This window comes from Chryseobacterium sp. CH25 (genome assembly GCF_004119455.1).
GTDB lineage: Bacteria > Bacteroidota > Bacteroidia > Flavobacteriales > Weeksellaceae > Chryseobacterium.
This window is the reverse complement of record NZ_NRQT01000005.1, coordinates 289,439-315,572: the sequence shown is the minus strand read 5'-3', so window position 1 is coordinate 315,572 and position 26,134 is coordinate 289,439. Positions and strand designations below refer to the sequence as shown.

The 26,134-nt window shown below is 37.5% G+C and carries 24 protein-coding genes; 21 read left to right on the top strand and 3 right to left on the bottom strand.

Going from position 1 to position 26,134, the window contains the following annotated elements; genetic code table 11:
- Positions 1-40 precede the first annotated feature (40 nt).
- From BOQ64_RS14360 to BOQ64_RS14330, 8 genes are all read left to right on the top strand, one after another.
- Positions 41-946, top strand: coding sequence for a dihydrodipicolinate synthase family protein (locus tag BOQ64_RS14360; protein ID WP_129057510.1), 906 nt, complete (start codon positions 41-43; stop codon positions 944-946).
- 18 nt (positions 947-964) lie between these two features.
- A complete protein-coding gene (locus BOQ64_RS14355) occupies positions 965-2,449 on the top strand; it encodes an aldehyde dehydrogenase (NADP(+)) (protein WP_129057509.1) in 1,485 nt (494 codons plus the stop codon).
- Positions 2,446-3,444: a 4-hydroxyproline epimerase gene (locus BOQ64_RS14350; RefSeq protein WP_129057508.1), complete on the top strand. Its 999-nt coding sequence runs from the start codon at positions 2,446-2,448 to the stop codon at positions 3,442-3,444. Before BOQ64_RS14355 ends, BOQ64_RS14350 begins: the two co-directional genes overlap by 4 nt.
- Before the next feature lie 14 nt (positions 3,445-3,458).
- Complete coding sequence (locus BOQ64_RS14345; RefSeq protein ID WP_262708763.1) at positions 3,459-4,361, top strand: NAD(P)/FAD-dependent oxidoreductase; 903 nt, start codon at positions 3,459-3,461, stop codon at positions 4,359-4,361.
- A complete protein-coding gene (locus tag BOQ64_RS24580; protein WP_262708762.1) occupies positions 4,325-4,723 on the top strand; it encodes an NAD(P)/FAD-dependent oxidoreductase in 399 nt (132 codons plus the stop codon). The genes BOQ64_RS14345 and BOQ64_RS24580 overlap by 37 nt, the downstream gene beginning before the upstream one ends.
- Before the next feature lie 233 nt (positions 4,724-4,956).
- Positions 4,957-5,157 carry a hypothetical protein gene (locus tag BOQ64_RS14340; RefSeq protein WP_129057507.1) on the top strand — a complete coding sequence of 67 codons (201 nt, stop codon included), beginning with the start codon at positions 4,957-4,959 and terminating at the stop codon, positions 5,155-5,157.
- Between the two features lie 35 nt (positions 5,158-5,192).
- Entirely contained in the window at positions 5,193-7,103 is a 1,911-nt protein-coding gene (locus BOQ64_RS14335) for a zinc-dependent metalloprotease (protein WP_129057506.1), read from the top strand.
- A 293-nt stretch (positions 7,104-7,396) separates the two neighbouring features.
- Positions 7,397-7,894 (top strand): GNAT family N-acetyltransferase, encoded by a 498-nt coding sequence (locus BOQ64_RS14330; protein WP_129057505.1) that lies wholly within the window; start codon positions 7,397-7,399, stop codon positions 7,892-7,894.
- A gap of 64 nt (positions 7,895-7,958) precedes the next feature.
- Here BOQ64_RS14330 and BOQ64_RS14325 read toward each other — a convergent pair whose 3' ends face one another.
- Together BOQ64_RS14325 and BOQ64_RS14320 are read right to left on the bottom strand one after the other, a co-directional pair.
- Positions 7,959-8,351, bottom strand: a complete 393-nt coding sequence (locus BOQ64_RS14325; RefSeq protein WP_129057504.1) for a DoxX family membrane protein — start codon at positions 8,349-8,351, stop codon at positions 7,959-7,961.
- Positions 8,352-8,394: 43 nt separating this feature from the next.
- A complete protein-coding gene (locus BOQ64_RS14320; RefSeq protein ID WP_129057503.1) occupies positions 8,395-9,375 on the bottom strand; it encodes a polysaccharide deacetylase family protein in 981 nt (326 codons plus the stop codon).
- A gap of 89 nt (positions 9,376-9,464) precedes the next feature.
- Here BOQ64_RS14320 and BOQ64_RS14315 point away from each other — a divergent pair, with 89 nt between their 5' ends.
- From BOQ64_RS14315 to BOQ64_RS14255, 13 genes are all read left to right on the top strand, one after another.
- The gene (locus tag BOQ64_RS14315; protein ID WP_129057502.1) at positions 9,465-10,319 is read left to right on the top strand and encodes an AraC family transcriptional regulator; all 855 of its coding nucleotides are present in this window, start codon (positions 9,465-9,467) and stop codon (positions 10,317-10,319) included.
- 95 nt (positions 10,320-10,414) lie between these two features.
- A complete protein-coding gene (locus BOQ64_RS14310) occupies positions 10,415-10,831 on the top strand; it encodes an RrF2 family transcriptional regulator (RefSeq protein WP_129057501.1) in 417 nt (138 codons plus the stop codon).
- Positions 10,832-10,910: 79 nt separating this feature from the next.
- Positions 10,911-11,624: a phosphoadenylyl-sulfate reductase gene (locus BOQ64_RS14305; RefSeq protein WP_129057500.1), complete on the top strand. Its 714-nt coding sequence runs from the start codon at positions 10,911-10,913 to the stop codon at positions 11,622-11,624.
- 12 nt (positions 11,625-11,636) lie between these two features.
- Positions 11,637-12,545: a sulfate adenylyltransferase subunit CysD gene (cysD, locus tag BOQ64_RS14300; protein WP_129057499.1), complete on the top strand. Its 909-nt coding sequence runs from the start codon at positions 11,637-11,639 to the stop codon at positions 12,543-12,545.
- 105 nt (positions 12,546-12,650) lie between these two features.
- Positions 12,651-13,889, top strand: coding sequence for a sulfate adenylyltransferase subunit 1 (locus BOQ64_RS14295; RefSeq protein ID WP_129057498.1), 1,239 nt, complete (start codon positions 12,651-12,653; stop codon positions 13,887-13,889).
- A gap of 4 nt (positions 13,890-13,893) precedes the next feature.
- The gene (gene epsC, locus BOQ64_RS14290; RefSeq protein WP_129057497.1) at positions 13,894-14,724 is read left to right on the top strand and encodes a serine O-acetyltransferase EpsC; all 831 of its coding nucleotides are present in this window, start codon (positions 13,894-13,896) and stop codon (positions 14,722-14,724) included.
- Between the two features lie 29 nt (positions 14,725-14,753).
- Entirely contained in the window at positions 14,754-15,665 is a 912-nt protein-coding gene (cysK, locus tag BOQ64_RS14285; RefSeq protein WP_129057496.1) for a cysteine synthase A, read from the top strand.
- Positions 15,666-15,690: 25 nt separating this feature from the next.
- Positions 15,691-16,536 (top strand): uroporphyrinogen-III C-methyltransferase, encoded by an 846-nt coding sequence (gene cobA / locus BOQ64_RS14280; protein WP_129057495.1) that lies wholly within the window; start codon positions 15,691-15,693, stop codon positions 16,534-16,536.
- Positions 16,526-18,235 carry a sulfite reductase flavoprotein subunit alpha gene (locus tag BOQ64_RS14275; protein ID WP_129057494.1) on the top strand — a complete coding sequence of 570 codons (1,710 nt, stop codon included), beginning with the start codon at positions 16,526-16,528 and terminating at the stop codon, positions 18,233-18,235. The genes cobA and BOQ64_RS14275 overlap by 11 nt, the downstream gene beginning before the upstream one ends.
- A gap of 28 nt (positions 18,236-18,263) precedes the next feature.
- Positions 18,264-19,937, top strand: coding sequence for an NADPH-dependent assimilatory sulfite reductase hemoprotein subunit (locus tag BOQ64_RS14270; protein ID WP_129057493.1), 1,674 nt, complete (start codon positions 18,264-18,266; stop codon positions 19,935-19,937).
- A gap of 352 nt (positions 19,938-20,289) precedes the next feature.
- Positions 20,290-23,163 (top strand): TonB-dependent receptor, encoded by a 2,874-nt coding sequence (locus tag BOQ64_RS14265; protein ID WP_129057492.1) that lies wholly within the window; start codon positions 20,290-20,292, stop codon positions 23,161-23,163.
- A 5-nt stretch (positions 23,164-23,168) separates the two neighbouring features.
- Positions 23,169-24,689 (top strand): TSUP family transporter, encoded by a 1,521-nt coding sequence (locus BOQ64_RS14260; protein ID WP_129057491.1) that lies wholly within the window; start codon positions 23,169-23,171, stop codon positions 24,687-24,689.
- Positions 24,690-24,927: 238 nt separating this feature from the next.
- A complete protein-coding gene (locus tag BOQ64_RS14255) occupies positions 24,928-25,155 on the top strand; it encodes a hypothetical protein (RefSeq protein ID WP_129057490.1) in 228 nt (75 codons plus the stop codon).
- Between the two features lie 367 nt (positions 25,156-25,522).
- On the opposite strand, the gene BOQ64_RS14250 is transcribed toward BOQ64_RS14255, so the two are convergent.
- Positions 25,523-26,026: a hypothetical protein gene (locus BOQ64_RS14250; RefSeq protein WP_129057489.1), complete on the bottom strand. Its 504-nt coding sequence runs from the start codon at positions 26,024-26,026 to the stop codon at positions 25,523-25,525.
- Positions 26,027-26,134: the final 108 nt, after the last annotated feature.

Genomic DNA, 26,134 nt, shown 5'->3' with positions numbered 1-26,134 from the left:
GTTTTGAAATTCACTTAGTTTTGAATAAATATTATTTGATATGAGTACAAAACTAAACTGGGAAGGTATTTACCCTGCTGTATTAACTCCTTTTACGAAAGAAGGAAAGATTGATTTTGAAATGTTTGCGATTAATACAGAAGCCCAGATTAAAGCCGGAGTTCATGGGATTATCCTTGCCGGAACATTAGGAGAAGCCAGCGCGTTGGAAGCTGAAGAAAAATTTGAACTTCTTCAATATGCAAAAAAAATTACACAGAACAGAATTCCGGTTATCCTTAACCTTTCTGAAAATACAACTAAAAATGCAGTAAGCTTTGCTCAAAAAGCAAAAGAACTGGGTGCTGACGGATTAATGCTTCTTCCACCAATGCGTTACAAGGCAGACAGTCGTGAAGTTGTAGAATATTTCAAAGCGGTGGCTACTGCTACAGATCTTCCTATCCTTATCTATAACAACCCTGTTGATTACGGAATTTATGTAACCCTGGAAATGTTTGATGAGCTTATAGAATTTCCAACCATTCAGGCGGTTAAAGAATCTACAAGAGATCTGGCCAACGTAACCAGAATGATTAACCGTTTTGGAAAAAGAATTAAAATTCTTGGTGGAGTAGATACCATCTGCCTTGAAACCCTAATGCTTGGAGCTGATGGATTGGTTGCAGGACTTGTAGACGCTTTCCCTAATGAAACAATGGCCATGTACAAATATACTAAAACAGGTGAATATGATAAAGCGGTAGCCATTTACAGATGGTTTATGCCATTATTGGAATTAGACATTCATCCAAAGCTTATCCAATATATCAAACTGGCTGCTACCGCTGAAGGAATCAGCAATCCGTATGTAAGAGCTCCACGTCTTGAACTTCAGGGTGAAGAAGCTGAAAAAGTGAACAGAATCATTGAAGAAGGCAGAACAAATCGCCCAACATTAGGCTAACATCAGAACAAAAAAGCTATGATTGAAGAAACATCAAAAGAAAATATTGAGGTAAGAATTCAGATGGCTTCCGAAGCATATCAGTTCCTGAAAAATACAACGATAAAAGAAAGAGCAGCATTTATGAATGCGGTTGCTGATCAGATTGAAGCGTTAGGAGAAGAACTTCTCAACATCGCTCATGCTGAAACTTCATTACCTCTGGCAAGACTTACCGGTGAAAAAGCAAGAACAATAGGCCAATGGAGAAGTTATGCAAAAGCAGTAGCCTCAGGAATCTACATTGAGCCAAGAATTGATCTGGCCCAGCCTGAAAAGCAGAAAGGAGATCTCAGAAAATATAATATAGGCTTAGGGCCTGTGGTGGTTTTCGGAGCCAGTAATTTTCCATTTGCTTTTTCCACAGCAGGTGGAGATACGGCAAGTGCCATAGGAGCTGGCTGTCCTGTTATTGTAAAAGCACATCCGGCTCATCCTAAAACCTCTCAGATGATGGCTGATGCTATAACAAATGCCGTAAAAGAATTTGGATGGCCAGAAGGTATTTTCAGCCATATTACTGGAACCTCTTATGAAACTGGAGCTTATTTAACACAGCACAAAGATATTCAGGCTGTAGCATTTACAGGTTCCTTCAATGGGGGAAAAGCTTTGTTTGATATAGCCAATCGCCGTGAAAATCCTATTCCGGTATTTGCAGAAATGGGAAGCATTAATCCGGTATTTGCACTTAAAAACTTGATTGAAAACAGAGCAGAGGCTTTAGCTAAAGAATACATCGGTTCATTAACATTAGGAGTAGGACAATTCTGTACCAATCCGGGAGTATTTATTACTGTTAAAGGAGCATCTCTGGATCGTTTCATCGATGCAGTCAAAAATGAAATTCAGGAAGTTACACCTGCTAGTATGCTCCACAATGGCATATATGAAAGTTTTGAAAAACATAAAGTCAATGCAATAGAGCAGCCTGATATTGAAGTAATCGCTTCAAGAGAAACTGAAGAAGGAAAAGGAAGTGCAGCCATTATCAAAACCAATGCTCAAAATTTCCTCAATAATCCCGTGCTGAGCGAAGAAGTCTTCGGACCTTTTGGAATCATTGTCGCTTGTGAAAGCAGGGAAGAGCTTATACAGATTGCTCAAAACTTAAAAGGGCAGTTAACCATTACTGTAGCAGCAACTTATGATGATGTTCGTGAAAACGCTGAACTCATTCATCTTTTGAAAGATAAGTGTGGAAGACTTTTATTCAACGGAATGCCTACCGGAGTAGAAGTTGTTTATGCCATGCAGCATGGAGGGCCTTTCCCGTCTACCACAGATGCACGCTTTACTTCCGTAGGACCGGATGCCGTAAAACGATTTGTTCGTCCTATTTCTTTTCAGAACTGGCCGGATGAATTCTTACCAGAAGAACTTAAGAATGAAAATCCATTGCAGATCAGTAGAATCGTAGATGGAGAAGTGAATTCAGGATCATTAAAATTAGAAACCGTATGAACAGAACATTTTTTTGTGTAGACTCCCACACCTGTGGCTGCCCGGTACGTCTGGTTGCTGGTGGTGGGCCGATTTTAAAAGGAAATTCTATGATGGAGCGCAGGCTTCACTTCATGAAAGAATATGACTGGATCAGAAAAGGATTAATGTTTGAACCCCGCGGCCATGATATGATGAGCGGAAGCATTCTCTATCCACCTATTGATGAAGCAAATGATATTGGTGTTTTATATATTGAAACCAGCGGCTGCCTTCCCATGTGCGGACATGGAACCATCGGAACAGTTACCATTGCCATAGAAGAAGGACTCGTTGTTCCTAAAATCCCTGGAAAATTACGATTAGAAACGCCAGCAGGACTTATTCTGATAGACTATATCCAGGAAGGGAAAAAAGTAAAATCTGTAAAACTGACCAATGTAAAATCCTTCCTTTATGCTGAAAACCTTGAAGTGGAATGCCCCTATCTGGGATTGATAAAGGCTGATGTAGCTTATGGTGGAAACTTTTACGCCATTATTGATCCTCAGGAAAATTTCAGAGATATTTCTGATTTCTCGGCAAGCCAGCTTATTCATTATGGGAAGATCATCAGAAAACTGCTTAATGAAAAATACCAATTCATCCACCCTGAAAATGAACATATTTCCGGATTAAGCCACATCCAATGGACGGGAAATCCTACAGATCCTAAAGCCAGCGGAAGGAATGCGGTATTAGTAGGCGAGAATGCTTTAGACCGTTCTCCTTGTGGTACAGGAACTTCTGCAAGAATGGCTCAGTGGTATGCAAAGGGGAAATTAAAAGAAGGTGAAGAATTCATCCATGAAAGCTATATCGGTTCCCAGTTTATCGGAAGAATTGAGGGAACAGCTACTGTTGATGGTAAACCGGCTATTATTCCTTCAGTAGAAGGTTGGGCTAGGATTACCGGCTATAATCAGATTATTATTGATGATGAAGATCCTTACTGGCAAGGATTTCAGGTAATGTAAAATTTACAACGAGTATGACACAAAATAAAGGCAAAGCACTGATTATAGGTGCCGGAATCGCAGGATTAAGCTCAGCATATTATCTTTTACAGAAAGGATGGCAGGTAGAAATTCTGGAACAAAATGACCTTAGCAACAATTGCTCTTATGGCAATGCAGGCATGATTGTACCCAGCCATTTTACCCCTTTGGCTGCACCCGGAGTTGTTGCACAGGGAATCCGTTGGATGTTCGACAGTAAAAGTCCGTTTTATGTAAAGCCCTCACTCAGTACTCAGTTATTATCCTGGGGGTTAAAATTTCTGAAACATTCTAATCAGAGCCATGTAGACCGTTCTGCACAAGCAATCAGGGATCTCAATCTCGCAAGCAGCAGCCTTTACAATGAAATTGCCGGAAAAGAAGAATTTAATTTTGAATTGAATCAAAACGGAATTCTGATGCTCTATAAAACAGAAAAAGTAGCGGAAGAAGAAACAGAATTAGCCTATAAAGCCATCAATTTGGGACTGTCTGTTGATATCCTTGACAAAAAGGAAATTCAGACCCTGGAACCAAATGTTCAACTGGATGTTATTGGAGGAGTTAATTACAAATGTGACGGTCACATGAATCCCATGAAGCTGATGAAACAAATGATTTCTTACCTTAAAAATAATGGGGTCACTTTCCATACACAGCATCAAGTAACAGCCTATGAAACAGTTGGGAATACCATTAAAGCAGTAATCGCCAATGGTAACAAGTTTTCAGCAGATCGTTTCATCATGACCGGAGGCTCATTTTTACCTGAATTAGCGCAAAAAGCAGGCATTAAAATTCAACTAATGCCTGGAAAGGATATTCCTTCATGCATACTCCTGAAAATCCAGTCAACAGATTGGAACATGCAGCATTATTACTGGAAGCAAGAGTAGCGGTAACCCCAATGAACGGGCAGATCCGTTTTGGAGGAACCATGGAACTGGCGTCCCATCATAATAAAGTGAATATGAAAAGAGTAGAGGGGATCGTAAATTCTATTCCTAAATATATGCCTGATTTTCAAGTTAAGTTACCTAAAGAATCGGAAATATGGTTCGGCTATAGACCTTGTGCACCGGATGGACTTCCTTATCTGGGCCAATCTTCGAAGCTAAAAAATCTGATTATTGCTGGTGGAGGCGGAATGATGGGCTTAAGTCTCGGACCTATTTTCGGAAAAACAGTTTCTGAGCTGGCCAATGAAGAGAAACCAACTGTTGATATCAGAATTTTTAATCCTGAAAGATTTAGTTAAAAAACATCACATAACACACCAAATTATTATTTGAACCTGTTTAATTTTTTTAAAGAAAGAGTTCCCAGAAAATTAACAATCATGAGATAAGCATTATCCCACAGAACTTGATGATAAAGGATGGCAAAGTTGTAGGCAAGTTAAAATCATTCTAGAACCAATTAAACAGGTTAATTAAGCATAAAACAATTTGATTATTAAAATAATTTATTAACACCCAAATCCAAAAAATCATGAAAATTAAATCATTATTAATTATGTCCCTATTTCCAATAATAGGTTTTGCTCAAGAAAACAGACCTCATGAGTGTAAAGCAGATGAAATGATGAAAAAACATTTTGAACTGCACCCTAAAGCTAAGGCTGATTATGAAAATTTTGAGAGATACACCAAAGATTTCATAAAAAAAGGGGATCAAACAGAAATTCGTTAAATAATAGGGCTAACAATCCAACCTACATCATCCCTGTGGTTTTCCATGTTTATGGAGAATCTCAAAGTAATGTAAAAGTAAATTACCAAAAAGTAGTTGACTTACTGCAACAAATCAATTTAAATTTCAATGGAATCAACACTGATTCAAATACTGTAGATCCTGACTTCCAATCTATCAGAGGAGCGTTAAATATTGAATTTCGATTAGCTAAAATTGATCCAACCGGAAAAGCAACAAGCGGAGTGATTTTTCACCCTTTCAAAGGTGGATATGGCAATGGAGGCGGATATGATACAGAAATTGGCGCAGATGCATGGAATAATACAAAATATATGAATGTGTATATCCAAAATGATCTATATGCTGATAAAGATTTATATCAATCGGGAGTTGCCTGGTATCCGGATTCATATATGACTTCAGTAAATACAGCCAGAGTTGTTTATAATGGGCGTTATATATTTAATGCTGCTGGTACAGCAGCTTCAAACGAGTTTTCTGATACATTTACTCACGAATTTGGGCATTGGTTAAATCTTCAACACACGTTTAATGTTCCATGTTCAACTGCAAACCCAACTAATGATGGTGATGGTGTTGCTGACACTCCTGTAGAAAATACTTCTTCCGGATTAGGATGTACAACTGGAAACAATTGTCTCGGACAAAAAGTAAACGTTGAAAACTATATGGGATACAATGGTTCTTCCGGTTGTTATAAAATGTTTACCAATGGACAGGTTGACAGAATGCTGGCAGCATTAAACCATCCATCGCGAATAAATTTATGGCAACCTGCCAACTTAGCCGCAACCGGAGTTGCCAATACTCCGCCTAAATTAACCCTTAGCAACAGTACATTTACAGAGAACTTAAACAATAATGGAGCCGTGTCATTAGATGGAACAGTAGCATCTGCCCCTAAATCAACGATTACGCTAAACGGAGCAACATTTGCCGTACCCAATGGAACAATTCTTACTGCAGGAATACATTTCACTTCTTCATTACCATCAGGATTAACAGCAGCTATAGCAGTTACAAGCCCTACTACTGCTACACTTACCATAAATGGTGCAGCAACCAGTCATCCTAAAAGTCAGGTCCTGAATTCGTCAATTACATTCCTGAATCCGGCTATAACAGGAGGCGTAACTTCATTAGGATCAACTACAGCTTTGGCATTAACTTTTTCTTACAAAGATCCGTATAAAATCGTTACAGGAAATCCTCTGGAAAGTTATGCCAACCCAAATGTAACAACAGTAACAACCAACTCCGGGGCAACTTGGAAATATTTTATCATTAACCCGGAGCTTAGTGATGATGCAGGGTATGGCGCTTGGTACTATGGAGCCAATCAATTAAAATTGGAAACCTATTGGAAAGGATTAGTATGTGAAACAGGAACAAGAAATATTAGTTTAATTCCGGCTTGTACCACTATAACTAATGCAAATAATATAGGTTACCCAACTGGTACTCCAGGGCAACTTGACGTATATACTCCTACATACACTAACTGGTCTGGCAAAACCGCTTATGTTGGTTTTAGAAACCAATTTGAAGGTTACAATATTAACGGCTATTTCAAACTGATTGTTGGGGCCAATGGTTCAGGTTATTCTGTCACAGAGTATGGATATAATACACAACCAAATGGCAGTATTACAACACCTTGTGTATTATCATCATTATCCACTTCAGACGTTGATACAACAAACTCAGAAACCTCCATCTATCCAAATCCAGTTTCTGATGTATTGAATATTAAAACAAAAGGAAAAATTAAATCAATTTCTGTTTATGACATGTTTGGAAGAAAAATGAATGCTAAAGTTACTGGTGACAAAGTTGATGTTAAAAACTTCCTAAGCGGAGCTTATTTAATTGATATTGAAACTTCTTTAGGGAAGTCTTCCCAAAAATTCATTAAAAAATAGGATCAGAATGCTATATCAATACAATATTGAAGATGGGCAGTATTCTGGAAATGGAACCTTTCTTTCCTGATTACTACTTCAAAGCGGTTACAAACTGATTTAAAGCTTTTTAAACAGATGCATTTAATGAAATAATTTAGTATTGATATGTTAGTTATTCACTTGTTGAATACAAGATGGGCTTAATTTTTTAAGCCCATTTTTGTTTTATTACGAATATTATCAGGTTTTATCGGCAATTATAAGTTTATTTCTGTAATTTTATTCATCAATTTCAAAAGCAAATTATTCTTATGTACTATAAAAACGATACCATCATCATACGGGAATTTGTCCCTCAGGAACTCGATTTATTTTTGAATCTTTTTAAAAATGAAAATGTTACCCGTCATCTGCCTTACAAATCTCCTGAAGAATTTAAAGAGATGTTTGAAAAAGCTTTGCTAGATTATAAAGAAGGGCCATTCAGCAGATGGGGAATATTTGATGCTCAGAATGATGATTTTGTTGGAATGTGTCTGGCCAGAGATTTTCATCATAACCCAGATCAGGCAGAAATTGGATACATCCTTGGAGAAAACTATTGGGGAAAAGGAATCGGAACTCAAATATGCAAAGCCCTTACCAGCCACTGTCTTTCAACAGATGAAAAGAAAGAAATTGTTGCCGTAACAGATCTTGATAATATCGGTTCTCAAAAAGTCCTTCTCAAATGTGGATTTAACAGAAACGAAAATCTGATAGAAGAAAACAGAGAACTCGCTTATTTTTTATATTCAAAAGAATCATAATAGATGAAGAAACAAAAAGAGAGAAAATAAACTGGATGATCTTTTCAGTTTACTTTCTCTTTTATTATTTGCTATTTCTGTCCAGTGAGAGAGCATTATCATCCATTCTGGAAATCAGGATATAAAACAATCCTGCGTAGATCATCTGAATTCCCATTGCTTCCCAATTCTCAACAGTACTGCTGCCCAATAACAGCAGAATAATGAGGGAAGCTCCCGCCATTGTAGCAATTCTCATCTTAAAGCCAATAATAAGCATAAACCCTATTGTAAATTCTAAAAAGGGAAGTGCAGTACTGAACATTTGCACAAATAGCTGGGGAAGCCAGCTTTTTTCAAAACCTTTCATCATTCCGTCAGCAAAATCCTGAAGCTTGGTTAATCTCACCAAACCATGACCGAAAAAATTGATTCCCATTGATAAACGAAGGAAAAAATAGGCTGTTTTTGTATTCATAAAATTATATTTGAGTGGTTATTTTAATCTGAAAGGCAAATTGTTAATCATTAAACTTTGCTTCGCTATTATCAACAGGAGTATCCGGATCATTCATCACCATTTTAGCAATCTCATCCTTTCTCATAAATACAACGCCTTGTTTTTCCCTTGTATATTTTATAAATTCTTCCATAGCGTGAACCATCGCAGGAGTTCCACCTATTCTGTCATGAAAACTGATGCTCATCATTCTTCTTTTCGTTCCCCCTTCCTCGTAAAGCCTGTCAAACTCAAACTTTAATTGGGCAAGAAACTGATTGGGGCTCCAGTGTTTTCCCTCAATATTGACAATATCATTATTACGAAGAGTGTACGGAATCACTACAAAATTTTTCCCTTTTACTTTGGTAATAAAAGGCTCATCATGGCTGAGATCATCAATATGATAAAGAAAACCAAGCTCTTGTAGTACTTTCAGAGTATTCGGACTTCTTCTCAACCAGTTGCAGTTGTAACCTATAGCCTTTTGTCCTGTAATCTTTTCAACAGCATCCACTCCTTGCTTTACAAACTGTAATTCTTCATTATAATTTTTATTCCATTGGTTATCCCATGAAATCCCGTGAGCTGCGATCTCATGGCCACCTTTTGCAATGGCTTTTACGATCTCCGGATATTTCTCAGCAGCAGTTCCTACAATATGAGAAGTTACTTTGATATCATACTTTTTCCAAAGATCCAACATCCGATAAATACCTTCGTTTCCACCATAGCGATACCAGCTTTCCGCAGGGAGATCCGGCTGCCCTTTAGGAAGTGGAGTATTACTGAAAGGACTTTCTGCTCCTTCAGGCTGACCACCCGTTTCAAACTGCATAGATACCGAAATCACTAATTGAGCTCCATTAGGCCAATGCTTCTTGGTTACTGAAATCTTTTTTTCCTGTGGCATTCCTTTTCCAATGCTGTCGTTAGCTTTCAGCCCGGATATTAGAAATACCGTTGTGGCAAGCATCATTACCGATTGTCTTATATATTTCATTTTACATGTATTTACACTGCAAAATTGACTATTAAAACATTCGGTTTTATTGTAAAAATTAATCCTAAATTTGTAAAAATCCATTATTCATGAAAAGAATTGTTAACTTCAATTCCTTCAACGTTTTCAGAATCGAAAAGGAGGTCTGGGATATTGAATATCATAACCATAATTTCTATGAACTCATTATTATAGAAAACGGAAAAGGATCTCATCACCTGAACGGAGTTACATTCCCGTACCAAAAAGGAGATATTTTCCTTCTCAGGCCAAGTGATGCTCACGAATTTACCATTCAGAATAAGACCCGGTTCATTTACATAAAATTTACAGAAGAATATATCTGGGAAAACCTTCTGATGAATAAAAAAAATGAGCTTAAAAAAATGATTCAGCTTCTCATAGAAGACCGGTCTTTTGTGTATGAATCCGTTATTAAAAATAAAGCAGACAGGGAACACCTTCTTCAGCTTTCCCGGATTCTTTTAAATGAATTCAGCCAGAAAAACTTATACAGTAAAGAAATTACCGCTGATCTCTTTTCTACAGTTCTTACCATTCTCATTAGGAATACGATGAATAATAATATGAATCAAAAATGGCTGTCTAAGAATCTAAGCAGAATCGATAGAATTTTATATTATATCAACGTCAATTTTCTGGATGCAGACAAAATGAAAATTGAAAACCTGGCTAAAGAATTCCTGCTTTCCCCAAATTACATCAGTATTTATATTAAAAAAGAAACGGGGTTTTCCATCCAACAGCATATCATTCAGTATAAAGTGAAAGCTGCTGAAAAACTTCTGCTTCAAAGTAACTATAACATCAGTGAAATTGCAGATAAACTTGGTTTTAATGACGTTAACCATTTCAATAAAATATTCAAAACCTATAAAAGCAAGTCTCCGTCTGCCTTTAAAAAAGAAAATAAAACTTTATAGGAATTTTGGACTTCAACTCCATAATTGCTAACCAGGGTTTTCATTCCGTAAAAACATTTCGATAATCAGATAATTTGTTATACCTTGCGTAGATTATGATGTCCAAACGTTGCAAATATGCGCTGAAAGCAATGGTCAGATTAGCAAGAAATTACAATCAAGGCTATCTGTCCACTTCTGTTATTGCACAGGATGAGAATATTCCCAAAAAGTTTCTGGAGCAAATCCTTCTTGAACTTAAAAGAACCAAACTTGTCAATAGCAAACAGGGTAAAGTAGGAGGGTATTACCTTTTAAAATCCCCTGATGAAGTTTCATTAGCAGATATCTACCGCATTTTTGACGGACCTATTGCATTAACTCCCTGTGTGTCTCTAAATTTTTACGAAGCATGTGATGATTGTGTAGATGAAGCAGAATGTTACCTTAGAAATGAACTAATCATTGTTCGTGAGAAAACCAGAAAAAGCATGATGGAGGCCACTCTGACCTCGTTTATCAACAAAAAATAATTTTTTTCATTTAAATTCTACTATTTTGATAGGAGTTATAGAATTTTATATATATTTGCATCAACAAATTTGAATGGAAATGGAAAACAGTCTGAAAAATGAATTCGAAAAATTGAAAGAAGAAGTCTCTGGACAGCCTTCTCAATCGGATTTTCTACAAATATTGACAGAGAAATTTCCAGGTGAAGTAGTATTTTCAACCAGTTTCAGTTATGAAGATCAAGTGATCACTCATCTGGTAAAAAACTTGAATGTTGATATTTTCACTCTGGATACAGGAAGACTTTTTGAACAGACGTATGAAACCTGGGCCTTAACAAAAGCCTTTTTCAAAAAAGAAATCAAAGCTTATTACCCGGACACTGAGGAATTGAAAAAATTTGTAACAGAAAACGGACCTAATTCATTTTATCAATCCGTAGAGCAGAGGAAAGCCTGTTGCACGATCAGAAAAGTACATCCTTTGAAATCTGCTTTAAAAGGATATAAAATATGGATCACCGGTTTAAGAGCTGAACATTCCCCAAACAGGCAGAATATGCCGGCCCTGGAATGGGATGAAGATAATCAGATCATTAAGTTTCACCCACTTCTTCACTGGAGTACAGAGCAGGTGACAGATTATGTAAAAAACAATCAGTTACCCTACAATTATCTTCATAAAAAAGGATTTGTAAGCATCGGATGCGAACCTTGTACAAGAGCCATCCAGGAAGGAGAAGATTTCAGAGCAGGCCGATGGTGGTGGGAAGATGCCAATAAAAAAGAATGCGGTCTGCATATTCATCAATAAAAAAAAGAAAATATGTCAACATATCACATAAATTACCTGGATCAGTTGGAAGCTGAATCTATTTATATTCTAAGGGAAGTCGCAGGACAGTTTGAACGCCCGGCACTTCTGTTCAGTGGCGGAAAAGACAGTATTGTCCTGGCTCATTTAGCATCAAAAGCTTTCCGCTACGGAAAAATACCTTTCAAATTTGTTCATGTAGATACAGGGCATAATTTTCCTGAGGTATTAAACTTTAGAAATGAGCTTGTTAATCAGCTGGAGGTTGATCTGGTAGTTCGTAAAGTAGAAGATACGATCAAAAAGAAAAGTTTAACAGAGCCTAAAGGAAAATTTCCAAGCAGAAACTGGTTACAAACCTATACTTTGCTTGATACCATAGAAGAATTTGAATTTGATGCCTGTATCGGAGGAGCCCGAAGAGATGAAGAAAAAGCCCGTGCAAAGGAAAGAATCTTCTCAGTTCGTGATGAATTCGGACAATGGGATCCAAAATTACAACGTCCCGAATTATGGAGCATCTTCAACGGAAAAATCCATAAAGGAGAGAATGTAAGAGTATTCCCAATCAGCAACTGGACAGAACTTGACATCTGGAATTATATCCGAAGAGAAAAAATTGAACTCCCTTCCATTTATTTCTCGCATGACAGGGAAGTGGTAGACCTTAACGGACAATGGATTGCCAATTCTCATCACGCTACTTTAGAAACAGATGATATCATTACCGTAAAAAAGATAAGATACCGTACTGTAGGAGATATGACCTGTACCGCAGCAGTAGAATCTAAAGCAACCACCATAGATGCTGTCATTGAAGAAATTGTAGCCACCAGAATTTCAGAACGCGGAGAAACCAGAATTGATGACCGCGTGACGGAAGCGGCGATGGAAGACCGTAAAAAAGGAGGCTATTTTTAGATAAGTAATTAGCAATGAGTAATAAGTAATTGGATTAACAGCTTTTTACTTATGATGTTCACCATTACTCATTGTCCGTTATTCATTACTCATAAACAAAAACAGATGGATATATTAAGATTTATAACAGCAGGAAGCGTAGATGACGGTAAAAGTACCCTTATCGGAAGACTGCTATACGATAGTAAAAGTATTTTACAGGACCAGTTAGAAGTACTGGAAAAACATTCTAAAAACAAAAATGATGACGGCGTAGACCTTGCTCTGCTTACAGACGGATTACGTGCTGAAAGAGAGCAGGGGATCACCATTGATGTTGCTTACAGATATTTTTCAACCTCGAAGAGAAAATTCATTATTGCAGATGCTCCAGGCCATGTACAATATACCAGAAACATGATTACAGGGGCTTCCAACTCTGACCTGATGGTGATTCTTATCGATGCCAGACAGGGAGTTATTGAACAGACTAGAAGGCATTCTATCATCGCTTCATTACTAAAACTGAAAAAAGTAGCGGTAGCCATCAATAAAATGGATATGGTAGATTACTCACAGGAAGTGTTTGAAAACATAAAAGCAGACTATATTAAAATTGCAGAAAACCTAGGGTTAAATGAGGTAAGCTATTTCCCAATTTCAGCACTGAAAGGGGATAATATCGTTTCCCAATCATCTCAGACAGACTGGTATCAGGGTCCTTCTCTTTTAGAATATCTGGAAAATGTAACCCTGAATGAAGAATTAAATACAGGAAGCCGTTTTCAGGTTCAGTATGTAATCCGTCCTCAAACTGAAGAATTACATGATTACAGAGGATATGCAGGACAGGTTTTAAGCGGAAAGTTTCAGAAAGGAGATAAAATTCAGATTCTTCCGGCAGGAATTACCAGTGAAATTGCAAAAATCGAGATCAACGGAATCGAAAAAGAAGAAGCCTTTGAAGGGCAGCCTGTCGTTTTCCATGTAACAGACGATGTGGATATCAGCAGGGGCGATATTTTTGTTACGGAAGAGCAACTTCCTGTGATTGAAAAAGACCTTGAAGTTCTTCTCTGTTGGCTTGACCAGAAATCTCTGCAACCAGGTAACAAATACCTGTTACAGCAAAACAGCAGACTGATAAGAGCTGTGGTAAAAGAGATTGATTATAAAATTGATGTGAATACATTAACCCAGGAAAAAGCTGAGGGCGACATCAAGCTGAATGAAGTGGTAAAAGTAATGATACGAACAGCCCAGCCTTTAGTGTATGACAGTTTTATTAATAACAAAAGAACAGGTTCTGCCATTTTAGTAGATGAAACATCCAATTCAACGGTTGCAGCCTGTATAATTCAATAAGAAAATGTCAGTTTCAAACCATTTTATTGAAAAAATTCATCAGAGCAAACAGGATAAAACTCATGGATTCTTTGACAGAGCAAGGGTAAAGGTTTTCGTAACAGAATTGTATAAAGTATTGTTTCTGCCTCAGCAAATCAATACTCCCGATCATCTGAAGCAGGATTTTGATAAGCTGCATGCCCATCTTTTCATCCTGATTAATACTATCACAAGAGATGAAGACCTTACCGAAGTACAGGTGAATGCTTTTTTTGAGGCTCTGCCACAAATCTACAATCATCTGGTTCAGGATGCACAGTCTATTCTGGAGTTTGATCCGGCAGCAGATTCCTTAGATGAAATATACCTTGCGTATCCGGGATATTTTGCAACCTATGTTTACAGAATCTCCCATCAGCTCTGGAATCAGGAAATACCGGTTTTGCCCCGTGTTATTTCAGAATATGCACACAGCAAAACAGGAATAGACATTCATCCCGGTGCAGTAATCGGAGAATACTTTTTCATCGATCACGGAACCGGAATTGTCATTGGAGAAACTACCATTATTGGCGATCATGTCAAAATATATCAGGGAGTAACCCTGGGCGCTTTGAATGTCTCCAAAGAAAAAGCCAACCAGAAAAGGCATCCTAATATTGAAGACCATGTCATTATTTATTCAGGAGCAACCATTTTGGGAGGCAATACAACCATAGGAAAGGATAGTATTATTGGGGGAAATGTATGGATTACCCAGGATGTACCCCCTAATTCTCTGGTCTATAATAAAAGTGAAATAAGAATAAAGGATAACAATCCATTACCGGAATCATTAACCTTTGTAATATAAAAACAGAAAAAACAAAAAATTGTATTGATATGAAATTTCAGAACGCACTAGAAACCATTGGAAATACACCAGTCGTAAAGATTAACAACTTATTCAGTTCAGATCACGAAATCTGGATTAAATTGGAAAAAAGCAACCCCGGAGGAAGCATCAAAGACAGAATTGCTTTAGCGATGATTGAAGATGCAGAAGCCAAAGGATTATTAAATAAAGACAGCATCATTATAGAGCCAACCAGTGGAAACACAGGAATAGGATTGGCATTAGTGGCTGCAGTAAAAGGATATAAGCTTATCCTGGTTATGCCGGAAAGCATGAGTATAGAACGTCGTAAAATCATGGAAGCCTATGGAGCTGAATTTGTGCTTACACCGAGAGAAAAAGGGATGAAAGGAGCTATTGAGAAAGCTAACGAATTAGCAGAAGAAACGCCCAATTCATGGATTCCTAAACAGTTTGACAATCCTGCCAACGTAAAAGTACACGTAGAGACAACAGCTCAGGAAATTTTAAAAGATTTCCCGGACGGTTTAGATTATGTGATTACAGGAGTAGGAACAGGAGGCCACATCACAGGGATTGCTAAAGCATTAAAAGAGCAGTATCCTAATCTTAGGGTAATCGCTGTAGAACCTGAACTTTCTCCTGTATTAAGTGGCGGAAGCCCTGCACCCCATCCACTGCAAGGGTTGGGAGCCGGTTTTGTACCATCCATATTAGATATTACCCTTTTAGACGGTGTAATTACAGTAGGGAAGGATGAAGCGTATGAATATGCCATTAATGCAGCTAAAAAAGAAGGACTTTTTGTGGGGGTTTCCACAGGAGCCGCTTTAGCCGCTATTGCAAAACATTTACCACAAATTCAGCCTGGAGCTAAAATTCTTACCATTAATTACGACACCGGAGAAAGATATCTTTCTCTTGAGGGACTCTTCTAAAATCCTTTAACCAACACCGATTTCAATGAATACAACAATAAAATCACCTAAGGTTTACCTTATCGGTGCAGGGCCCGGCAACCCTGATTTAATCACAGTAAAAGCCGTTAAAGCCATCGCCAAAGCAGATGTTGTTCTGGCAGACCGCCTCGTAAGTCCTGAAATTTTGGAAACTTACGTCAACAAAGATACAGAGCTTATTTATGTAGGCAAAGAATGCAGCAAAAATGCGTCTACGCCTCAGTCTCTTATCAATACTTTAATGGTTGATTATGCTTTGCAGAACAAAACCGTTGTAAGACTTAAAGGCGGAGATGTTTCAATCTTCTCCAATATTCTGGATGAACTACAGACGTTGAAAGAAAATCATATTCCGTTTGAGATTATTCCCGGAATTACGGCTGCTTTAGGAGCTGCTGCCTATGCGGGAATGCCTTTAACAGCAAGAGGGTATTCAACATCTGTTCGTTTTCTTACCTATTATAAATCTGAAATTCTTACAGAAGACTATTGGAAAGAGCTTGCAGCAACCCAGGACACTCTTGTATTCTATATGTCTAAAGGTAACCTGACTGATCTTGTAAAGAAATTCAACAGATTGAATATTTCTGACGAGAAAAAAATTGCTGTGATTGAACAGGCTACAACGCCTTATCAGAAAGTCTACACCTCATCTTTTGAGGATTTCAGTAAAAATCTGGGTGATAAATCCTTCGCCTCGCCATCATTGGTAGTGATAGGAAAAATTGTGAATCTCCATGAAGAGTTTTCCTGGCTTGAAAATGCAGAACAGGAAGGCCTTTACTTTAAATCGGTGGAAAATGGAAGCTTAGTATCAAAAACTCAAAATTTCTTCGAATATGCTGTCTGAAACTAAATTAAACATCCTTAAACAAATCTCCAGTGATTTTTCCAGAGACGAATCCATCTGGGCAAGCGGATATCTCGCCGGATTGGCAGGATCACCTCTTACTGGGGTACAGCCACCTTTACAGGTAACTCTTCCGGAACAGAATACGGTTAAAAAAATCACTTTAGCTTATGGCACAGAAACCGGAAACAGTAAAAAATTAGCTACATCACTTGCTGGAATCATTAAGAAAAAAGGAATTCAGGTGAAATTAGCAGATCTTTCCCAATATAAGCCTAAAGATCTTTCTAAAGAAGAATTTTTCTTTGTGGTCATCAGTACTCAGGGCGAAGGAGATCCGCCGGTATTGGCCAAAAAGTTCTATGATTATATTTATGAAAATGAAATCAATCTCAGTGCTTTAAAATTTGGAGTTCTGGCATTGGGAGACAGCAGTTATCCTTTGTTCTGCAAAACAGGAGAGGACGTAGATTCCAGATTTGAACTCCTTGGAGCTCAACGAATCATTCCATTAAAAAAATGTGATATTGATTACGAACAGGATGCCCAAAACTGGATAGAGCATGTCTTTGAAGCTGTTAATAAAACTTCAGCCAATACTGTTAAAAATGTATCTGTTCAGAAAGCTTCAACAGGTAGAAAAAAATACCAGGGGAAAGTATCAGCCATTATCAATCTGAATGATATCACCTCTGAAAAGGAAACCTATCATATTGAAATAGAAACGGAAGAAACTTTAAGCTATCAACCCGGCGCTGCATTGGGTATTATTCCTTACAATTCAAAGCTCGTGGTAGATGAAATCATTGCCGTAACAGGAATTGATCCTAAGAAACAGATCGAAACCACAAAAGTTACAGACACCGTAGAAGAGCTTTTACACAAACATCTTAATATTAGCTACTTATTAAAAACCGTAGTCGCTCAATATGCTAAGATTACAGGACATTCCATTCCGGAAGTACGTTTGAGTCTTTTGGACCTTTTAAGAATTTATCCTGTGAAAAATGCTGAAGAATTTGAAGAAGTAATTCAAGTCTTAACAACACAGGCACCACGTCTATATTCCATTTCATCTTCTCCGGAAGCCCATGGAGAAAATGAAATCCATATTACCGTTGCCAGATCGGAATTCTTTATTGACCACCAGAAACACAACGGTCTGTGCAGCGGTTATCTGAGTGAGTTCTCTGAAGGAAGTGACGTTGAATTCTACATTCAGGATGCAGGACACTTCAAATTACCGGAACCGGATAAAGATATTATCATGATTGGCCCTGGAACAGGAATCGCTCCTTTCAGATCATTCCTTTGGGAGCGTGATGCTGTGGGTGCAGAAGGGAAGAACTGGCTGTTCTTTGGAGACAGAAACTTTGTATCAGACTTTATTTATCAGTCTGAGCTTCAGGATTTCCTTAAAACAGGAAGCTTAACCCATTTGGATCTTGCTTTTTCAAGAGATACTGCTGAAAAAATATATGTTCAGCACAAACTGGAACAAAAAGCACAGGAAGTCTTTTACTGGCTTGAAAACGGAGCTTCAGTGTATGTATGCGGAACTAAAGATCCAATGAGCCGTGATGTAGAAAATACACTGCTCAATATTATTCAGCAACACGGAAAACGCAGCCAGGAAGAAGCCGTAAACTATCTGGAAGAGATGGAACTCAACGGCCGATATGCTAAAGATGTTTATTAAAACCCCACACCCTTAAAAGAAAACAATTATGAACCATAAAGATAATCTTTCCCCTGTAGAAAGAATTAAAACCCAAAGCAACGGACTCCGAGGGACTTTAAAGGAAAGTCTTGCCGATGATTTTACAGGAGCCATAAGAGAAGACGATCAGACCTTAATCAAATTCCATGGAATGTACCAACAGGACGACAGGGACAGAAGGGAAGAACGTGTTTCTAAAAAACTGGAATGGCTGTATTCCTATATGATAAGACTGAGACTTCCCGGTGGATTTTTAACCTCAGATCAATGGATCGGAGTGAATGATATTGCCAATGATCATTCTACAGGAACCATTAAAATAACAACCCGACAGACGCTTCAGCTGCATGGTATTTTAAAATCACATTTAAGACCAACTATTCAGAATTTTAACCTGAACCATCTTGATTCTATTGCTGCCTGTGGGGATGTGAACAGAAATGTGACGTGTACTGCCAACCCTTCAGAATCGCCATTGCATCATCAAACTTATGAATTGGCAGGTAAAATCAGTGAAATGTGCCTTCCGAAAACCAAATCTTATTACGATATCTGGATTGATGATGAATTGCTTGTAGACCGAAAAACTGAAGAAGATCCTTTATATCAGGACAGATATCTTCCCAGAAAGCTGAAGATCGGAATTGCCGTTCCACCCAATAATGATGTAGATGTATTCATTAATGATATTGCCTTGATTGCCATCGTTGAAAACAATGAGATCGTAGGATACAATATTGCTGCAGGAGGCGGATTAGGAGCTACTCACGGAAATGAAGCTACCTATGCAAGATTAGCTTCTGTACTTGGATTTGTAGATTCTGAAGAGAAAGCTTTAAAGGCAGTCTATGAAATCATCACTGTACAGCGTGATTTTGGGAATAGAAGCGACAGAAAACTTTCAAGATTAAAATATACCATTGATAAGCTTGGCATCGATCAGTACAGAACTGAAGTAGAAAAAAGAACCGGATTCAGCTTTGAACCTGCAAGAGAATTTAAGTTTGAACAGAGAAAAGACCGCTATGGCTGGACTCAAAACCATGAAGGGAAATGGTTTTATACTGTGTTTGTAGAACATGGAAGAGTTCTTGACATTGAAGGCTATCCTTTAAAATCAGGATTATTAAAGATTGCTCAAACCACAGATGTCAATTTCAGATTCACCTGTAACCAAAACCTGATTATTGCTGATATCAATCAAGAAGATAAAGCAGCTATAGAAAGTCTTTTACACGAATATGGAATTTCAGAGGCTACTGAAAAGGCAAGTGCTCTGCGTAAAAACTCTGTAGCCTGTGTTGCTTTAAATACATGTTCCCTGGCTCTGGCGGAAGCACAGCGTTATTTACCATCTTTGGTGACCAAGATAGAGCCTATTCTTGAAAAACATGGTCTTTTAGAAGACGATATTACAATAAGAATGACCGGATGTCCTAACGGATGCGGAAGATCTCCTAATGCTGAAATCGGATTTGTAGGAACAGCTTATGGGAAATACAATCTTCACATTGGAGGAGACCGATTAGGAATGCGTCTGAATACGAAATACAGAGAAAACATTGGTGAAGAAGAAATTCTGACCACTCTGGATGAACTTTTCGGAATCTATGTACAGAAAAAAGATACAGAAGAAACCTTTGGTGACTTTTCATACCGTTACTTACAAACCTTAAACTGATTATATGACCAGCCTTTTTTATAACCCGAAAAAACTAAAAAAACATCAACCATTTCTTCTAGGTGAACGAATGTGTATGTGCTGTTGATTTTCAATACAGACAACATACATGCTGTTTGAATTTTATTTAAACCACAAAAGTCACAAAAACTTTGACAATTAAAGTTGTTCAAGTAACATACTTTGTGTATAAAAGCACATTAAAGTTTTGTAAAACCCTTGTTACAATTGAAAAACTTCATATTCCCCTCCGCTGGAGGGGTGGCGAAAATTCAAAGAATTTTTGACGGGGTGGTTAAATAAAAGACCACATTCAAACAGCTCATTCTTACTCACCTAAAATAGAAGAACAATGAAAAACAAAAGACAGGGATATTTCCTGCCTAAAACAGGAGTTATATTATTTACATTTTTATTCTGCAATCTGGCAGAAGCACAGCAGCTTATAGAATTAAGCGGAATCATTAAGAATACAGGGACTCAAAAAGGACTTGATGCCGTAAAAGTTCAGATTGAAAATACACAGGATACAGCATCAACAGATCAACTTGGAAATTTTAAAATAAGAACAAGAGTTACCATTCCTTTCCGTTTGATTATCAATAAAGATGGTTTTTCCAGCCAGACTGTGGAGATTCTTTCGCTTTCCAACAAACTTACCATTGGGCTTAATCCTCAGAATACCATTATTGATGATGTGGTTATTTCCGCATCCCGTATTCCTGAAAAAATTCTGAAATCTCCCATTGCTATTGAAAAAATTGATATTAAAACAATTAGGGAAAGTCCGGCTGCCTCATTTTATGAAACCCTTGAAAACGTAAAAGGGTTACAACTCCTAACTTCCAGTCTTACGCTGAAAATTCCTAATTCCAGAGGATTTAATTCTCCCAATAACTTCAGGTTTATGCAGTTGGTGGATGGAGTAGATGTACAGTCTGCCACCTTAGGAGTTCCACTTGGAAACGCTATTGGTCCTACAGAGCTGGATATTCAATCGATGGAAGTCACTCCGGGAGCCGCTTCCGCTTTATATGGAATGAATGCCATCAATGGACTCGCAAGTCTCCAGACTAAAGATCCGTTTACATCAGAAGGAATAAGTGTTTATTTCCGTGGCGGCGTGAATCATGTAGATAATTACAATCATAAAATCAGTTCTCTGGGGGAAAGTGCCATAAGATTTGCCAAGGTATTCAATAAAAACTTTGCCGTTAAAGTAAATGCTTCCTATTTTACTGGAACAGACTGGATTTCAAATAATCAGACCGATCAGAATCCTAATTCATTAATCACCGCGAATCCTAATTTTTCTTTAGCCAATAATCCGGCAGAAGACCTTTGGAACAAATACGGTGACGAAAGAAACAACAGGGTAGCGGTAAAAGTAGATTATAATGGGAAACCAACCACATTTAATGTTTCCAGAACAGGATATCTGGAAAAAGATCTCGTAAGTCCGGAAGTAAAGAATATAAAATTTGATGCCGGATTATACTATCGTTTCGGAGATCAGTGGAAAGCTTCTTACGTGTACCGTTACGGATTACTTGACGGAACTTTTCAAAGAGGAAACAAAATCCGTTTACAGAATGCTACCGTACAAAACCACAAAGTAGAGCTTACCGGCAAAGAACTTACTTTCAGAGCGTATGTCTCCATAGAAAATACAGGAGATTCCTATAATCTGAAACCTTTGGCTGATAATCTGGATCTTACCAACCTTTCTAATAACAACTGGAAAAATATCTTCCAGACGGCACTTCAAAATAACCTCAATGCAGGCACAAACCTAAATGATGCGCTTATCATTGCACGTCGTGAAGCGGATAAAAATAGAGTAGTACCAGGAACTACAGCCTTTGAACAGTTAAAAAACACAATTATCGGGATCAATAACTGGGATTCTGCCAATGCAGGAATTGCCGGAGCTCCTGCAACAGGTGGAGCGAAACTGGAACAGAAATCCAGGTTTTATCAGGGAGAACTTACTTATGATTTCAGCAGGTTTGTAAAGATTTTTAACCTTTTAGCAGGAATAGATTACCGTTTGTACAGCATAACACCTGATGGAAACAACTTCGTAGATTTTAACAGACCGGTTAAAGAAAGAAATATCCCTTTATCTGACGGTACTTTCGGTAAAGATGTAATCTATCAGAAATATGGAGCTTTTGCCCAGATTACCAAGCTGTTCTTTGATGAAAAATTAAAAATTAATGCAGCACTTCGTATCGATAGGAATCCGGAATTTGAAGCTAAGCTAAATCCGAGAATAAGTATTGTTTACTCTCCCGTTAAACAGCACAATTTCAGAGCATCTTTTCAAAACGGATACCGTTTTCCATCTTTATTTGAAGCTCTTTCCTTCGTGAATAACGGAAATGTAAGAAGAGTAGGCGGACTCACAAAAGTGAATGACGGATTAGGCTATCTGGAAAACTCTTACACGTTAGCATCAATTGATAGGTTTACAGCAGCAGTGAATGCTGATGTAGATGGCGGAAAAAGTCAGAGCCAGGCTGCACAGGACAATAAACAGCTTTTAGCCGTTGCCAATCTGCAAAAATTACAGCCGGAAAAGATCAATTCCTTTGAAATAGGCTATAAATCAGTATTTTTTAATAATAAATTAGCGCTGGACTGGGACTTTTACTACAATATCTATGAAGGATTTCTGGGTCAAGTAGAAGTAGCCGTCCCTAAAAATAGCCAGATAGGAAGCAATACAGCCGTTCTTGCAATGTTAGACAGAAGCAAACAGGACCGATACAGAGTATATACCAATAGCAACACCACTTACAAAAGCTATGGAACATCCTTTGGAATCCGGTATAATGTAGTTAAAAACTACAATGTGAATGCCAATGTATCTTATAACGACCTCGCTTCCAATAATTCTTCAGACCTGTTTATTACGGCATTCAATACGCCGAAGTGGATGGTGAATATAAGTGTGGGAAACAGGGAAATTGTTAAGAATATAGGATTTACAGTAGTCGCCAGATGGCAGAATAGTTTTGCGTGGGAAAGTCCTTTAGCATCCGGACAAATTCCTGCTTACTATACCATAGACGCCCAGGCAAGCTGGAAAATTCCTGAAATTCACGCGAATGTAAAAATTGGAGCCACCAATCTTCTGAACAGACGTTACTTCCAATATGCAGCAGGTCCTGAAATTGGCGGTTTGTACTATCTGGCTTTTACCTATGATTTAAAACTGTAATCAAGATGAGCAATTCCTTATATCCCGTATTTTTAAAACTTGAAACCCTATCGTTACTCATCATCGGAGGTGGAAAAATTGCCCTTGAAAAGCTTGAATCGGTATTGGGTAATTCTCCTGAAACCCCAATAAGATTGATAGCCAAGGAAATTAGCCCTGAAGTGAGAACTTTACAGAATCAGTATTCAAATATAAAGTTGTACGAAAGAGCTTATCATGGGGATGATTTCAATGATACCGATGTAGCAATTATCGCAGTGAATGACATTGAATTAGCTGCACAGATCCGTGAAGCGGCCCATCAGAAAAACGTATTGGTTAATATTGCAGACAAGCCTGAACTCTGTGATTTCTATTTAGGTTCTATTGTGAAAAAGGGAAGTCTCAAAATTGCCATTTCTACAAATGGAAAATCACCAACCATTGCCAAGAGACTTAGAGAGACTTTTACAGAAACCATCCCTGATGAAATGGATCTTGTGTTGGATAATATGCAGAACATCCGCAATCAGTTGAAAGGAGATTTTAATCACAAAGTTACAGAGCTTAATAAAATTACTACCCAATATCTATCCGAGGGAAAAATTTCTCCTGCAAAACCTGATCTGGAGATGGAAAAACTCATTAGTATTACCAAAATAGCTCAGAGAAAGGCTAATATTTACCTTGCTATCATAGGAGTTATGCTTCTTTTGGGAATTTTTGGTCTTGTTGTTTATCAGTTTGATCTTGCTGATGATATACAGATTTTTCTCAGTAAAGACGGTCATATTTTTTATTGGATGCTCCTTGCTGGTTTCTTGGCTGAAATTGTAGCAGGATCTATGGGAATGGGATATGGCGTAATCTGCACCACAATATTGTTGTTACTGAACGTTCCCCCACCTGTTGTAAGCGCAAGTATTCACTCAGCAGAATCTTTTACAACGGCAGCCGGTGGGTTTAGCCATTATAAATTGGGAAATGTCAATAAAAAAATGGTTTGGGTATTATTTCCATTGGCTATTGTAGGATCTATCATTGGAGCATTAACTTTATCTCATTATGGAGAGCATTATGCCCACATTGTAAAGCCTATCATTGCCTGCTATACTTTATATTTGGGATCAAATATTCTCAGAAACGCTTTTAAGGATAAAAATAAAAGCCGTATTAAAACCAAAAGAAGAACTAACCTGAGAGTATTGGGACTTGTTGGAGGATTTATAGATTCCTTTGCTGGAGGTGGCTGGGGACCATTAGTAACCGGAACATTAATTAAAGAAGGAAGAATTCCCCGTTATGTGGTAGGTAGTTCTACAGTTGCGAAGTTTTTGCTGACACTAACAAGTGCTATCACTTTTATCTTCACCATTGGAATTCATCATTGGAATATTGTTTTGGGACTTCTGTTGGGTGGAGTCTTTACCGCTCCGTTTTCCGCAATGCTTACTTCCAAACTTCCAACCAAGAAGATGTTTGTGGTGGTGGGGATAGTTGTTATTCTGATGAGCTTGGTAACTATTGTTAAATCATTTCTAAAGTGAGGAAGTTAGAAGCCCGAAAAGCAATTATAGTTTTGTTCTGTTCTAAAGATATTTGAGCTTGAATTACTTTCACACATAAAAAGCTGAACAGTAACTTCCAGCATCCCTCTTCCAGCTTCAAAACCTTTAACACTTTTCTGTAAGATTAAGTAAAACTACTGTATGCTGCTCATCAATGGATGAGTACCTTTGATTTGTTCATATTCAATAAAGTATGATACTTATTAAAACGAAAACCATGAAAAAATTAAACAGAAAAACGTTAAAAAACATTGCCGGAGCAATTGGTATTGAGATTAATTTACCTCTTCCTGTAGGGGTTTGTATTGGAAACCTCATTGGATTATGTCCACCTAATTCTCATTGTAGAGCTGATGAGAGATGTTATCCTGATGTTGCAGGACCTTGTATTAACGGCTTGTGTCCATCAGGATATCAATGCCGCTCTGGGGAATGTGTCAGATAAAATTATTTTAACAGAACCTTTATCTTTTATTGATAAAGGTTTTTTGTTTCTATTTTTCTAAAATATATAATCCTAAATATCTGAATGTAACGCAAAGATTTTATTTACTAAATGTATCATCTTAAGGAAGCAAAAATTACGGCAAAACCTTTAACTAAGCTAATGGTAACCATACACTTCATCAGATCGATTTTCAATCGATCAACACTTTGCTCACTTACAATTTAGCAGCAGCAAAAGATAAACTTTGCGTTTTAAAAATCCTTATGTATAAAGAATTACTTTACGATATTTAGGCTCCTACGGAGTGACAGAAGTAGAAATTTAACAAAACAATAATAGCCTATAAAGTAAAATAATAGACAGTTTATTTTTTACCCTTTATCCCAATTAGCTTTAAAGCATTAGAAGTTAAAAAGATATCATCAAAAACAGTTAACGATTCTACATCATTGAAACCTGTAGGGATAAGATCATTTTTATTGAATGACAGTTCTATAGAAGTATCATAAGAAGCTACAATTCTTACTTTTGAATACCCGTTATAGTCTACTCTGAAACCTTCAAACATACAATTACGTTCTGCTTTCTGATATTCACCATATTCTTCAAAACCTGCTATATCTGTTCTTTCATCATTGCTGTCATTATGTTCCAATGATTTCCATGAAGCATAATTTTTCGGTTCCTTCAATACATTTCCGTTGGGATCTACAGGAACAAACATTCCCAGAGTAAGGGATTGTTTTAAAAAATTAGCATAATTATTCATCAAACTCAGGGTTTGAAGATCGGCATATCCTTCGTGGGCATAATATTCAAGCACGAAGGTTGTCATCGGAATCAGCTTATGAGAAGCATCAGTCGGCATACGTGGTCTTTTCTTTTTTGGCCGATAAAAATAGTATTTTTATTTACGTTTCCCAACGCAACATTAGCAATCCAACGGTATTTATACCCATTCTGAATAACAATAAGG